The organism is Bacillus sp. DU-106 (genome assembly GCF_004799705.1).
Lineage (GTDB): Bacteria > Bacillota > Bacilli > Bacillales > Bacillaceae_G > Bacillus_A > Bacillus_A cereus.
The window spans coordinates 2,796,556-2,809,586 of the sequence record NZ_CP026607.1 but is presented as its reverse complement, the minus strand read 5'-3'; the positions used below and the strand labels follow the sequence as shown (position 1 = coordinate 2,809,586).

Genomic DNA, 13,031 nt, shown 5'->3' with positions numbered 1-13,031 from the left:
GGGCCATAGGCTCAAGCATTGACTAAATGGTTAAGGAATAAATGTATTAGTAACATACAAAAAATGCTTCGGAGAAATCCTAAGCATTTTTTGAATTACATTTAAACCCCATAATGGATCATGTACTTCTGTTCTGCTGCAGCTTGTACAATTTTTGAAGCTAACTCATTCAGCTCATCAGATTTTCTGAAGAACTTTGAGGATGTAACTGTTTCATAGAAAATTGCTAATGATTCAGGCGGGATAATTGTAATACCACAATAAGCTAAACCGTATTTCTGATTTTTGACTGTATGGAAGTAGGTTTTCATAATTGATAAATTTTGATTTAAACTACTGATAATATCATCATCAACAGATATACAATGATATTTCTCTGGTGTATAATCTTCGTAATTTTTTTGAGAAGTAAAATCGTCATTTTGTTTACGTGTAATAGAAATGATTATGTAGTTCATTAGTATAGTACTTCATAAAATATCTTCGTTTCTTCTTCGTGAAGACAGTTTACTTATCGGTAAACTCATCGGGAGCCCAAGTGGCGATTTCATTCCCAGGTGCAGCGACTACAAGCCATTGCTCACATAGGACACCAGCTTGCCAACATTCATAATAATCATGAAAACCATTTAAAAAAATAATTTGTCCACTCTCTAATGTAATAATTAAATGAGGGCTTTCTAAGCCAAGTTGTATATCGATAACTTTTTGTCTTCTTATCTTACATATTCTTACATATTCTTCTTTCTCAGAATAAACTTCAAATTCATCTTCATTTAATGGGTAGCTTTTTTGAGGTTTATTAAATAAACACCATTTGGATTCGATATTGATATATAATTGTCCGTCATAATCAACTGAGTCGTGAAAGTTTGTGAAATGAATCTTTATAGCGCCTGGAGAAATACCAAATTGTAATCCATCAACTTGTGATCCGATGAATAGATTTTTCAACACTTTTTCAGCGTGAATTTTATCCTCTGTATTCATTATTGAATTCCTCCTTTTCATAAAAATATACCTTATATTTTTATTGTAATAAATAAATTTTCATGTAAAATGAACCTTTTGTGAAAAACGAGCGAATATAGTGTGAAGGATTATGAGAGGGGAACGGAGCTTTGGATGAAGTACAATTAAAAGAATGGCTATATAAACGAAAGTATGTTATCTAAAAAAGACCTTGAGAAAGTGTTACTTTCGATTGTTGAATAGATATTTAGTAAAAGAAGCAACTAATAATTATATTATGTAAACTCTTTTTGTAAAACACCCATAAAAAAATGGATGTTTTATATTTTGATATATTAGGTGGAATATATAGTTTAAAAAAGCGGAATACTTTGCGGAAAGTTAAAGACATTTTTCGCAAAGTATTCCGCTTTTACTTCCATTAATCGGTCAAAGTTGCAACTGAAGTATGCATCTGGCCAATTTTTAATGGATAGGTCAGGAGTATTAACATAGACACCTTTTGTAAATGGAAGCATTGCTAAGCGGAAGTCTTCAACCCATCGAATACTTCCACCAGCACCTTCTGGCTGTTCCCAAGTAGCGAATATTGGCATGTTTGATAGTGCTTTTCGGTAAAAGTAAGCAGTTGCCTCATTTGGCACCTCAACAACAGCACCGCCTAATCTGTGGAAAAATACGGAGGTGGTGGAAAAGGGTAAGTTAAATCGTAATTTCTATTTGATTGCCTTCTGGATCGCCTATTACACTTTCATAATAGCCATCTCCAGTAAAACGTGGTCCATTTAATAAAGGATAACCAGCATCTTTTATCACCTTTGTTAGTTCATTCACACGTTCTTCACTACCGACAGAAAAAGCCATATGAGTATAGCCGGTTATGTTTAAATTAGGCTTATGTTCAATCCCTTTTTTACGCATAAGTTCAAGTCTTGCTCCAGATTCGAACGTAATAAAATAAGATTCAAATTGTTTCGTTTTATTATGATATAAAGAGTTTGCTTTACCATTAAAGTATTTCATATAAAAATCACGCATACATTCTAAGTCATTTACCCAAATTGCAATATGTTCAATTTTCATAGGTTTCACCAATCCTATCTGTATCAATTAGGCTTCCACTGTATTAAATTTGCATTTGCATTGCAACAATTTTGCTTCGCTATTAAAACTAGTTGTTAATTTTTGATTATGTACGTACATACAATATGTAATTAAGTGAATGACCATCATAGTAATTACAGAAAAGGGTGAATGAAGCTTATGAATCAATTTGAGCAAATGATGTACGTTGGTGTCATCATGTCTATTGTACTATCCGTAATGATTTTAGGGTCCTTATATTATAATCCACGACTTTCTTTAACTGATTATCCGAAAGATATTCAAAAAGTAGTTTTTCCAAAATCGATTCATGAAAAAAAGCAAACCATTTATTTTAATATTGTATATAATACTATTCTTTTCGGTAGTCCTTTCGTTTCTACATATATACTACATAAGCATGAAAAGTTAATGTATATGGATGCCTATTTACACACTTTTGGTATTTTAATGATTTTCAATTTAGTAGATTTACTTATAATTGATTGGCTAATTTTTTGCTGGATTACTCCAAGGTTTGTTGTGATTCCTAGTACGGAAGGTATGAAAGGATATAAAGATTATAAGTTTCATTTAAGAGGGGCTATAGTCGCTACTCAAATTTTAGCAATCGTAAGTTTATTTTTGGCGGGAATTGCCACAACTATTTAGTGTGAAGAAGGGCATGGAGCTTTTATAAAAGATAAGGAGATTTATAATATATAGAATTAGAAATAAGAATTTGTTAGTATTGAAGTGAGGATTTTTAATAACAGTATATTAAGCCGTATTAATATACCGTTGCAAATGTTTTGATATTATGTAAAATTATACAATTTTACGGAGGCATTTGATAAAATTCAAAAAAATTTAATGGAGGCTAATATGAAAAAAGTAATTGGCGCAGCAACAGCAACTGTTTTTGGATTAGGAGCGTTTACCACAACTGCTACCGCAGAAACAATCGTAACAGCAGATGTACTTAACGTACGTGAAAAACCGACTACAGAATCAAAAGTGGTCGAAAAAGTAAAGAATGGGCAAGAGTTAAAAGTCATAAATACCGAAGATGGCTGGTCAAAAATTGAGTTGAATGGTAAAGAAGTGTTTGTAAGTTCGGAGTTTACAAAAGATGTATATCATGTAACGGCGAATTTGTTAAATGTACGTACGGAAGCAAACACGGATTCAGAAATTCTTGGCAGACTAAAAAAAGATGATGTAATTGAATCAACGCATCAAGTAAAAGACGGATGGCTGCAATTTGAGTATAAAGGAAAAACTGCTTATGCAAACGTTTCTTTCCTATCAAGTACAGCACCAACTGAAAAGAAAACTGAAGAGAAAACGAAGCAAGTAGCGAAAGTACAAAAATCAGTTAAAGAAAAGAAAGAAATAAAGACGCAGAAAGTAGCAAAAGCGAAAGAAACAACGAAAGCACAAGAAATAGTAAAGCCTAAAGAAGAGGCAAAAGTAGTAAAAGTTAAAGAAGAAGAGAAAGCGCAAGAAATGGTAAAACCTAAAGAAGAGGCAAAAATTAAAGAAGAAGTAAAAGTTAAAGAAGAAGAAAAAGCGCAAGAAATAGCAAAGGCTAAAGAAGAGGCAAAAATTAAAGAAGAAGAGAAAGCGCAAGAAATAGTAAAGGCTAAAGAAGAAGTAAAAGCTAAAGAAGAAGAGAAAGCGCAAGAAATAGTAAAGGCTAAAGAAGAAGTAAAAGTTAAAGAAGAAGAAAAAGCAAAAGAAATAGCAAAAGCTAAAAAAGAAGAAAAAGCAAGAGAAATAGCAAAAGCTAAAGAAGAAGAAAAAGCAAGAGAAATAGCAAAAGCTAAAGAAGAAGAAAAAGCAAGAGAAATAGCAAAAGCTAAAGAAGAAGAGAAAGCAAAAGAAATAGCAAAAGCTAAAGAAGAAGAGAAAGCAAAAGAAATAGCAAAAGCTAAAGAAGAAGAAAAAGCAAGAGAAATAGCAAAAGCTAAAGAAGAAGAGAAAGCAAGAGAAATAGCAAAAGCTAAAGAAGAAGAAAAAGCAAGAGAAATAGCAAAAGCTAAAGAAGAAGAGAAAGCAAGAGAAATAGCAAAAGCTAAAGAAGAAGAGAAAGCAAGAGAAATAGCAAAAGCTAAAGAAGAAGAAAAAGCAAGAGAAATAGCAAAGGCTAAAGAAGAAGAGAGAGCGAAAGAAGTATCTAAAAACAACATACAGTCTGCTAAACGTGAATTAACGGTAGTAGCGACAGCGTATACTGCTGATCCAAGTGAAAATGGTACATATGGTGGACGCGTATTAACTGCGATGGGGCATGATTTAACGGCAAATCCGAATATGAGAATTATTGCAGTTGACCCGAAAGTAATCCCATTAGGATCTAAAGTATGGGTAGAAGGCTATGGAGAAGCGATCGCTGGTGATACTGGAAGTGCAATTAAAGGTAATCGTATTGATGTTTTAATGGGTTCAAAAAGTAAAGCTATGAATTGGGGAAGACAAACTGTTAAAGTGAAAATTTTATAGTAACTATAATGATCCAAATAGAAGTCAGTTCTCTTTATTGAGGCTGGCTTTTATTGTTTTAGTAGAAGGATAATAGGATTTTTAAAGGGCTTATTACTAAACCTGTAACAAAACATAAAAATTGTATGATGTTTAGAAAATAAAACTATTAAGAATGAGATAAGGAAGTAGAGAAGAGAAGAGTAGAGTAGTATGTTGAAAACGAAGGATTAACGTATAATGAAATGTATAAATTGGATCAAATTGTTTACTAAACACTTTCAATCATAATAGTGTAATTAAGTTCAAAGGATAGGTGTATTTCATGAAAGAAGTAAGAGAATATATTGAAACAAAGAAACAAGGTGTATTAGAGTTGCAAATAAAAGAAACTGAAGAAAAGTTAGGTGCTGCTTTCCCAAATCAATATAGGGATCTTATTAAATTAGTTAATAATGCTGAAATAGGGGAATGGATACTATATCCGATTAAAGATAATAGAAATGTAACGAAAACTTGGGATGATATAGTTAGACAAAATGTTGACATGAGAGATGAGTATATGCCAGAAAACCTTATCATAATTGGTGACGATGGTTCAGGGGATAAATTGTGCTTTAAAATAAATAATGGAAAAATGGATGATAAAATATATATTTGGTATCACGCGGATGACGAAATGGAAGAAATATCTCCGAGTTTAAAAGAATTTATTATGGAAACTATTCAGGAAGACGATGTTTTTTAGTCTTAATTATTATCATTTTGTGAATCATTCTTATAAAAGGCGAGGATAGAATATGACAATAGAATTATATGGCGCACATTGTAATGAGCGGAAAGGGTATAGAGTAATTGAAGGAAGAGGTTCATATAATCATTACTTTGGCGGTCAAGATTGTAATTTGCCAGTATGTAAGTTATGCGGTGAGAAGATGCATCAAATTCTCTGTTTTGATTTAAAAGATGGGAGACTTGCTGAACTTAAAAGTAATGAACTAAATATTTTACCATTCGTTTCATGCTTGAACTGCGCGATGGTGTGGGAACCGCAATATTTTCAGTTAAGTGATGGAGGTAAAACAGTTCAAATCATAAAGCAGCAAAATACAGAAGAATGGATAATGGAAGAGGAAGATAAGTTACCAGTTTCATTACCAAAAACAACGGTAAAGCTTATAAATATGAAAAATGAAGATATACCTACAGATGAAGATAGTTACTGGGAAGCTTTTGACTTGTTCGGTTCTGAATATGTATGTAGATTATTAGGGGTACCGTTATATGATAATCTTCCAAAGGATTTGGCGTGTCCAACTTGTGCGAAAGAGATGAAATATGTTGCTACAATTACTCAAGATATTGAGGAACGTGGACTTATTTCAGTAGTTGATTTCCAGTTTGGGGAAATGAATATATACTATTATTTATGTATAGATTGTTCAATTATAAAAACGGAAACACAAAGTACATAACAAGACTAACATATTATATTAGTCTTGTTTTTGTATCGCAACATCATTAAGAATCGCATCAAATATATCTTTTTGCGTAAAGTTATCTGTAAAAATAGTTTCTCTGGCAACCTCAATTGTATCGTGCGGATTATACCATTTTTGTAGGGAATCCTCACCAAATTCATGTCGTTTGTCTCTTGTGTTATGTCGTCTAATAGTTTCCTCTAATGATAAATCAAAGTAATATGCAAATGCATTTTCATCAAAATAACGAATTAATTCTTTTAACATCTCACCATACCTATGACTGTTCAATATACCTTCTAAAATAACAAATTCACATTTTCCTTTTCCGTACTTCGTAATTTCAAATAGTAAATCATGTGATAAATTACCCATTGTGTCGTGTACTCTAAGCATATCTCTACGTACAACATCCTGTGATACTAAAAGTGTTCCTTGTCCGAAATGTTCTTGTAGTTGTTTTGCAATCGTTGTTTTACCACTTGCGGAGTTTCCTCTAAGAATGATTAAAGTGGATGTAAGTATAGGATTAGACATAATGTATTTCCCCCCAACAGCATTAATTATATAGAAAATTTTAACAAATAAAGTGAGGAAAGTGTATAATTAATATGATGGATATTTAAGGAGGGGGTAAGATGGGAGATATATTAAAAAATGCACAACCTATATGGAAACGGACTTGGTTTCGTTATCTAGGGGCATTTTTTATTGTTCAGTTACTGTTTACCCCGCATTAAAGGGCAGTAAGACCCCCACCTCAAAATTCAGCGAAAGCGAAGAAGTTAGGTGGGGGGATCAACTGCCCGTAAAAGCCCGATTGGTTCAACTAATAATCAGTGGGGGATGAACAAAACCCCCACTGATTAAAGTTTCACTTTATTTTGTGTGAAATCACTGCGTGGGCGCCAAACTTTAGGCCAGGCGGAGAGTTTTTTAATAGAATATTAAATTCTCAATTTTTCACTGAATGGTTCACACTCTATACAATCCCGCAACTTAACGTATTTACAGCATTTTTTTCGATTACATTACTACCATATGCATTAGTAGGTGCAATGAAAGATGTAACAGCAAGAAAAAATATAAAGAAATAATAGAGGTATAATATGCTTTTTCAAAAAGAAGGTTTATTGATTAGATACGTAATGGAAGATGATGCATCTATCATTTCTAAATGGTTAACGGACCCAGCAGTCCTGCGGTATTACGAAGGACGAGATAATCCGCAATCTGTAGAAAAGGTGCTTGATCATTTTATACATAGTCCAGACAGTAATGAAAAAAGATGTTTAATAGAATTTGATACCATTCCGATTGGTTACATACAAATGTACCCAGTGGATTCAGAGTGGAAAGCGTTATATGGCTATAAAGAATCACAAAATGTATGGGGTATGGACCAATTTATCGGTGAACCAGCCTATTGGGGAAAGGGAATTGGAACAAAACTCGTTCAGGCAGCAATTACATATATTATGGGTGAAATGGGAGCAGAAGCAATTGCAATGGATCCGAAAGTAAATAATGAACGAGCAATAAAGTGTTATGAAAAAAGTGGATTTAAAAAAGTAAAGATTTTAAAGGAACATGAGTTGCATGAGGGGAAATTAGAAGATTGTTGGATGATGGAATATAAACAATAATAATGGCTTATACAAATAAAGGGGGATGTGTGAAATGAAAAAAGCATTAATCGTAATTGATGTGCAAGCGGGTATGTATACAGCTGGAATGCCAGTACATAATGGGGGAAAGTTTTTACAAACATTGCAAGAGCTTATTAGGGAATGTCGTTCAAATGATATTCCAGTTATTTATATCCAACATAACGGTCCTAAAGACCATCCGTTAGAAAAAGGTACGGATGGATGGCGAATCCATGCGGCCATCGCTCCGCAAGAAGGAGATAATATAGTTGAAAAGACAACTCCAGATTCATTCCATAATACAAACTTAAGCGAAGTGTTACAAGAGAAAGGAATTGAACATGTTATTCTTTCGGGAATGCAAACAGAGTATTGTGTAGATACGACAATGCGCAGAGCATGTAGTGAAGGGTATAAAGTAACGTTAGTGAGTGATGCGCATAGTACATTTAATACAGAAGTGTTACGTGCTGAAGATATTGTGAAACATCATAACGCAGTATTGGGAGCGTTTGCGGATGTTGTTGCAGTAAAAGACTTAAAAGTGGCTGCCTCTAAATAAGAGGCAGTTTTTTATTAGAAAAAATAGCGTCAAATATTGTTAGTAAGTCGGTATTTTGAAATAATCACTTATATAATTTCACGTACCATAATGAAAAAATACAAAAAAGGAGCACCACATAATTAAAAAGGGCGCTCCTGCATTAAAACGTTACTTTTTCTTATCTTTATCCAATATATTTTGTTCTTCAGCAAACTCTGTACCATATGCAAAGCGGCGATTAATACGAATGTTATCATTGTTGTGCCTTGTATGAGAGTTAGAGAAGCGATGAACGATTACTTCAGATAAAGTGAAGACGATGGCAGAAAGGATACTGCCCCATGCAATTTGCATATAGTTGTCTAATAAAATATTACCGAAAATCCATACGCTTAAATATGTTAATAAGAAATCCGACATAATGGCACCAGTATTGCCAATTCGATTTAAAATAATTTTATCAACGAACATGTAGGATACGATTGTAACAAAGAGACTGAATGAAATAATTTGAACAAACGTTGCAGGGAAAAATAAAGCAAGCCCAATGCTAAATGCGATAATGCACGATATAAACTTGATAAGCACTACTGTGAAATCATTCAAAATTTACACCTCCGATTTATACATAGTTTTTCAATAAATTCTGGAGTTCATACATTGTAACGGATTTATTTACATAAAACTTTTTCATGTTCGGAATTTAGTCTAAATATTATAAAAACAATGAAAAAATGTTATAGTAAAATGAGAGTGTATGACATTTTTAGGTAAGGGGGAATCCAAGATGTGGATTACTTCAGAAGTAGAAATTCCAGATGAGTTAATTGATCACCTTGAGCAAGGAAAGTTAGTGTTATTTGTTGGAGCGGGAGTTTCTATGAAAGGGAAATCAAACTTACCGAATTTTGATGATTTAGTTGATGAAATTGCAAAAACGTTATATGTCGAAAAACGTGAAATAACAGAGCCACATGATTATTATCTTGGCAAAATTGCGAAAACAAAAGATGTACATCAAGTCGCAAGAGATCTCGTTCATATAGAGAAATCAAAACCGAATCCATTGCATTATGCAATTCCAAGGTTATTTCCTTTAGATACAGATATCCGCATTGTAACAACAAATTTTGATCAACATTTTACAACTGCAATTAAAGAAATAAATAGAGATATCAATGTTTATTACGCTCCAGCTTTACCGACTGGGAGAGCTTTTAAAGGTCTTGCTTACATACATGGTAATGTAGAACAGGAGAAAGAGGCTTTAATTTTAACAGATGGTGATTTTGGAAGGGCTTACTTAACGGAAGGGTGGGCGAGAAGGTTTTTAGTTGATCTATTCTCAAATTACACCGTTTTATTCGTTGGATATAGTCATAATGACCCAGTAATGAAATATTTAGCAACTGGTTTACCACCAAGTACAAGACGATTTGCTTTTGTCGCACAAGGAGAAAATACATACCACTGGGAACATTTAGGGATAAGACCAATTGTGTATCCGAATAAGGTGAATAATCATCAATCCCTTGTAAAAGCGGTAAAACGCTGGGCTGAATTAATGGGTGATAATTATATTACGAAAAGAATGCGTATTCGGGATATTGTAACGGTTCCCCCGTCAGTAGAACAGGAACAATTATCATACATAAAGCAATCAATTAAAAAAATTGAAACAGTACGTTACTTTGTGGAATTTGCTCATGATTATGAATGGGTCGAATGGTTAGAAGCAGAAGGTAAATTACAAAATTTGTTTATGTTTACGCCAAACTATAATGAAGTAGATGAATTACTTGCAGAATGGTTAGTGGAACAATTTCTTTTTAGTCATCAGAAAGAATTATTTCAATTAATTTATAAAAACTATTCTAAAATATCACCGTTATTATGGAGAACAATTTGTAACTACTTAAACGAAACGAAGAGTAAGATGGACCCGTTGTTGTTTGCAAGGTGGACACTCCTTTTATTAGAAACAGCTGAAAAAGATAGTAGCTCTATAGAAAAGATTTCTAAGTTACTGCAAAAATGTTCTTTTCCTGAGCATAAAGAAATTGCCTTATTGTTACTAACTTTTATTTTAGACGGAAAACTGAAGTTGAAACGTGTAAGGAAATGGGGAAATGATACGCAAGAATCAATAGAACTCGAGGAATCGAGTCGCTTACCAGTATCTACATTTTCTCATATGGAGCAAATTTGGAACGAAAAGATGAGGCCATATATCGCTTATTATGCTGTTCCAATTATGATGATTGGATTAGAAAAATTGAGAATGTTGTCGTTAAGACAAACGGCACTGAAAAAAAGAAATAAGGAAAATGTAGAGAAAGAGTTTCATCAAAATGACCTTGCATTTTTAATACGAATTGTAAAAGAGTGTCTAACTTATTTATGCGAAAACAATGAGAAAAAAGCGGATTATTATATTACAGAAATGATAGAAGCAAATAGTGTACTTCAAAAGCGAATTGCAATTGATGCGATGAATAAAAATATTTTTGTTCGTGTAGATGACAAAATGAAATGGTTGTTACATGAAGGACTTCTTTTAGATTTCACTTATAAACACGAAGTTTTTCAACTTTTAAAAAGGCATTATGCACATTGTTTAGAAAAAACAAAAGAAGAAGTCACTCGAACTGTAATAAAGCATCTTACAGAAGAGAGGGTATTTGATGCATGTCTCGTATTAGACTTATTATTCAAGTGTGATTCGAATAGCCCATCTACGGCAAATGGGTATGAGTTAATGAAGCAAAAGCATCCTCATTTTCATTCTGAACGATACAGTGTACAAAAGAAAGAGGATACAGCAGAAAGCATTACTTGTAATGTAACTGCTGACGGATTATTGCAGCTGAAAGATGTTGAAATTATGAAGCAAGTTCAGCAATTTTCGCAAGATCGTGTTTTGGAACAACGCCATTTTTTAGAGATGTTATCAAAAGCATGTAAATTAAACACAGAGTGGAGTATTTCATTTGCATACCAATTAGTAGGAGTGCAAGAAATAAGTAATGAAGTATGGTTTGTTTGTATTAGAGAATGGCGAAATAATCGGGGATTGACGAATGAGCAAATCCAAAAAATTATTCCGCTATTGCAGAAATTTGTTAGAAATACTGCTTTTCATTGGTTAATTAGTAGTTTTCTATATGAAATTAGTAATCGACTAGAAGAGTTAGAAGAGAATAGTATACGTGTTGTAAAACGATTTGCTTTTTCAGTGTTTCCTCAAGTTATGAAGAGTGATACAGACTTTAAGCTTGGGAAACAAGATTTTTATAATGAATCAATTCAGCATCCAGTTGGAAAAATGACGGCTGTATTATTAAAGTTGTTATCATATGATCATTTATACGATCGTAATGTATATGAATATTTATTTTTATTTGAAGAACAAGTAAGAGTTAATTCGGAACGAACAAACTTTATGTTTGCTCGTTTAATAGCAGATATTACATTCCTATATCATATTGAAAAACAATGGTGCCGAAAATATTTGTTACCATACTTAGATTTAAAAAAACAAAATGAGATTACGGAATATGCATGGGCCGGCTTATGTTACACGCAAATAAATCTACCTTTATTTACAGAAATGAAGCGATTTATTAAGTATGCGATAGAACATTTGGAAGTATTACATCCGCATACGAGAGAAGCTTTCTTGAAATGGCTTAGCTTTGTATTTATTAAATGTGTACTATATTGGGAGCAAAAAACAGATTGGTTATACCCGTTACTCATACTAGAAAATGAAGAAAATAAAATTAAGTTTATGCAGTTTTTATGCTATTACGTCAAAACATTAAGTGTAAAAGAACAACAAAAATTTTGGACAGCTTGGCTCAGTGTATTTTTGCGAGAACGACCAAAAATGGGTGAGATAACTGCAAGAGAATATGTAATGCTTTTACGTATTATTTTATACATGGATGAAATATTAGAAAAAGGATTATGTATTATGTCTCGTGCATTTTCAAGTGTACATGGTAAATGTGCAGGTGAGGAAATGAAGCAGTTATTGATTGAAATGCTTCATAAAAAAGAAAGTATGAAAGCGCATAAAGAAATATTTGCAAATGTGTTTTTTATTTTACTACAAACATGTCACGAAGCCGTTTTATTTGAAAAAGAAATCATAAAAATAAAAGAATTATTAGTTCAGTATGAAGTAGAGGAATATGTTTTACATTTACTAGAAAATGAAATAATTCGCATAGGAATTGTAATGGGTGATTTACAAAAAGAATTATAGGACGAAAGTGGAATTTTAAAAAATATATAAAAAGTTGTTGACAGTGTTTTGAAAAGCGTTCTATAATACGAATCATACTTATTCAATTTCAAAAACATTTGAATAAACAAAGTGCAATGAAGAGATCACAGTAGTGGTTAGTCTTACTGTAACAGAGAGCTGGTGGTTGGTGTGAACCAGTACAGGGATAATCATGAATTACAGTCTTGGAGCATCTTTTTCGTAATAAAGATAGTTTTTCTTTATGAGGAAAAAGCGGTCAATTGATCGTTAACAGTGAAGAGAGGTAGACGGAAAGTTAGTCTACAACTAGGGTGGTACCGCGATAAATATCGTCCCTACTGATTTATTCAGTAGGGACTTTTTGTATTTTAGTGGTCCAACTTGAAAATTAAATAGTCATGCATTGAAAGGAAAAGCAGTAGTTGTTGTTTCCCTGTAACAGAGAGCTGGTGGTTGGTGCGAACCAGTACATAAACAAGAGCGAATTACAGTCCTAGAGCATCTTTTTCGTAGTAAAGATAGTATTGTCTTTATGAAGGGAAAGA

At 32.8% G+C, this 13,031-nt stretch carries 14 protein-coding genes, 1 pseudogene and 2 other annotated features (1 of these 17 running past the window's edge); of the genes and pseudogenes, 9 read left to right on the top strand and 6 right to left on the bottom strand.

What is annotated here, in order from left to right:
* Nucleotides 1-101 precede the first annotated feature (101 nt).
* The 4 genes from C3Y97_RS14395 to C3Y97_RS14380 form a co-directional block, all read right to left on the bottom strand.
* On the bottom strand, nucleotides 102-458 hold the full coding sequence (locus C3Y97_RS14395; protein ID WP_001106576.1) for a hypothetical protein: 357 nt from the start codon (nucleotides 456-458) through the stop codon (nucleotides 102-104).
* Nucleotides 459-507: 49 nt separating this feature from the next.
* Entirely contained in the window at nucleotides 508-990 is a 483-nt protein-coding gene (locus C3Y97_RS14390) for a hypothetical protein (protein WP_136363474.1), read from the bottom strand.
* A 335-nt stretch (nucleotides 991-1,325) separates the two neighbouring features.
* The gene (locus C3Y97_RS14385) at nucleotides 1,326-1,616 is read right to left on the bottom strand and encodes a BBE domain-containing protein (protein WP_002041349.1); all 291 of its coding nucleotides are present in this window, start codon (nucleotides 1,614-1,616) and stop codon (nucleotides 1,326-1,328) included.
* A 58-nt stretch (nucleotides 1,617-1,674) separates the two neighbouring features.
* Complete coding sequence (locus tag C3Y97_RS14380) at nucleotides 1,675-2,055, bottom strand: VOC family protein (RefSeq protein ID WP_074555200.1); 381 nt, start codon at nucleotides 2,053-2,055, stop codon at nucleotides 1,675-1,677.
* 180 nt (nucleotides 2,056-2,235) lie between these two features.
* Between C3Y97_RS14380 and C3Y97_RS14375 the strand changes: the two genes are divergently transcribed.
* The 4 genes from C3Y97_RS14375 (at nucleotide 2,236) to C3Y97_RS14360 (ending at nucleotide 6,014) form a co-directional block, all read left to right on the top strand.
* The gene (locus C3Y97_RS14375) at nucleotides 2,236-2,727 is read left to right on the top strand and encodes a hypothetical protein (protein WP_001071240.1); all 492 of its coding nucleotides are present in this window, start codon (nucleotides 2,236-2,238) and stop codon (nucleotides 2,725-2,727) included.
* Between the two features lie 213 nt (nucleotides 2,728-2,940).
* Nucleotides 2,941-4,560, top strand: coding sequence for a cell wall-binding protein EntB (gene entB, locus C3Y97_RS28270; RefSeq protein ID WP_100655187.1), 1,620 nt, complete (start codon nucleotides 2,941-2,943; stop codon nucleotides 4,558-4,560).
* Between the two features lie 304 nt (nucleotides 4,561-4,864).
* Nucleotides 4,865-5,287, top strand: a complete 423-nt coding sequence (locus C3Y97_RS14365) for an SMI1/KNR4 family protein (RefSeq protein WP_000665937.1) — start codon at nucleotides 4,865-4,867, stop codon at nucleotides 5,285-5,287.
* A gap of 52 nt (nucleotides 5,288-5,339) precedes the next feature.
* Entirely contained in the window at nucleotides 5,340-6,014 is a 675-nt protein-coding gene (locus tag C3Y97_RS14360) for a hypothetical protein (protein WP_136363473.1), read from the top strand.
* An 18-nt stretch (nucleotides 6,015-6,032) separates the two neighbouring features.
* On the opposite strand, the gene C3Y97_RS14355 is transcribed toward C3Y97_RS14360, so the two are convergent.
* A complete protein-coding gene (locus C3Y97_RS14355; RefSeq protein WP_000070145.1) occupies nucleotides 6,033-6,557 on the bottom strand; it encodes a kinase in 525 nt (174 codons plus the stop codon).
* 101 nt (nucleotides 6,558-6,658) lie between these two features.
* On the opposite strand from C3Y97_RS14355, the gene C3Y97_RS28120 reads away from it, so the two are divergent.
* The 4 genes and pseudogenes from C3Y97_RS28120 to C3Y97_RS14340 all read left to right on the top strand — a co-directional run bounded on the left by C3Y97_RS28120 (nucleotide 6,659) and on the right by C3Y97_RS14340 (nucleotide 8,231).
* Entirely contained in the window at nucleotides 6,659-6,760 is a 102-nt protein-coding gene (locus C3Y97_RS28120; protein WP_000502345.1) for a YfzA family protein, read from the top strand.
* A gap of 138 nt (nucleotides 6,761-6,898) precedes the next feature.
* Nucleotides 6,899-7,117: pseudogene (locus tag C3Y97_RS14350) on the top strand (YfzA family protein); the annotation flags it as partial.
* Between the two features lie 12 nt (nucleotides 7,118-7,129).
* Nucleotides 7,130-7,666 carry a GNAT family N-acetyltransferase gene (locus C3Y97_RS14345; RefSeq protein ID WP_000898768.1) on the top strand — a complete coding sequence of 179 codons (537 nt, stop codon included), beginning with the start codon at nucleotides 7,130-7,132 and terminating at the stop codon, nucleotides 7,664-7,666.
* 34 nt (nucleotides 7,667-7,700) lie between these two features.
* Nucleotides 7,701-8,231: a cysteine hydrolase family protein gene (locus C3Y97_RS14340; RefSeq protein ID WP_136363472.1), complete on the top strand. Its 531-nt coding sequence runs from the start codon at nucleotides 7,701-7,703 to the stop codon at nucleotides 8,229-8,231.
* A 150-nt stretch (nucleotides 8,232-8,381) separates the two neighbouring features.
* Here C3Y97_RS14340 and C3Y97_RS14330 read toward each other — a convergent pair whose 3' ends face one another.
* Nucleotides 8,382-8,819 (bottom strand): YndM family protein, encoded by a 438-nt coding sequence (locus C3Y97_RS14330; protein ID WP_000997702.1) that lies wholly within the window; start codon nucleotides 8,817-8,819, stop codon nucleotides 8,382-8,384.
* Nucleotides 8,820-9,000: 181 nt separating this feature from the next.
* On the opposite strand from C3Y97_RS14330, the gene C3Y97_RS14325 reads away from it, so the two are divergent.
* Complete coding sequence (locus C3Y97_RS14325) at nucleotides 9,001-12,483, top strand: DUF4020 domain-containing protein (RefSeq protein WP_136363471.1); 3,483 nt, start codon at nucleotides 9,001-9,003, stop codon at nucleotides 12,481-12,483.
* Between the two features lie 107 nt (nucleotides 12,484-12,590).
* Nucleotides 12,591-12,826, top strand: a binding site (T-box leader).
* 54 nt (nucleotides 12,827-12,880) lie between these two features.
* Nucleotides 12,881-13,031: a binding site (T-box leader), on the top strand; it runs 85 nt beyond the window's last position.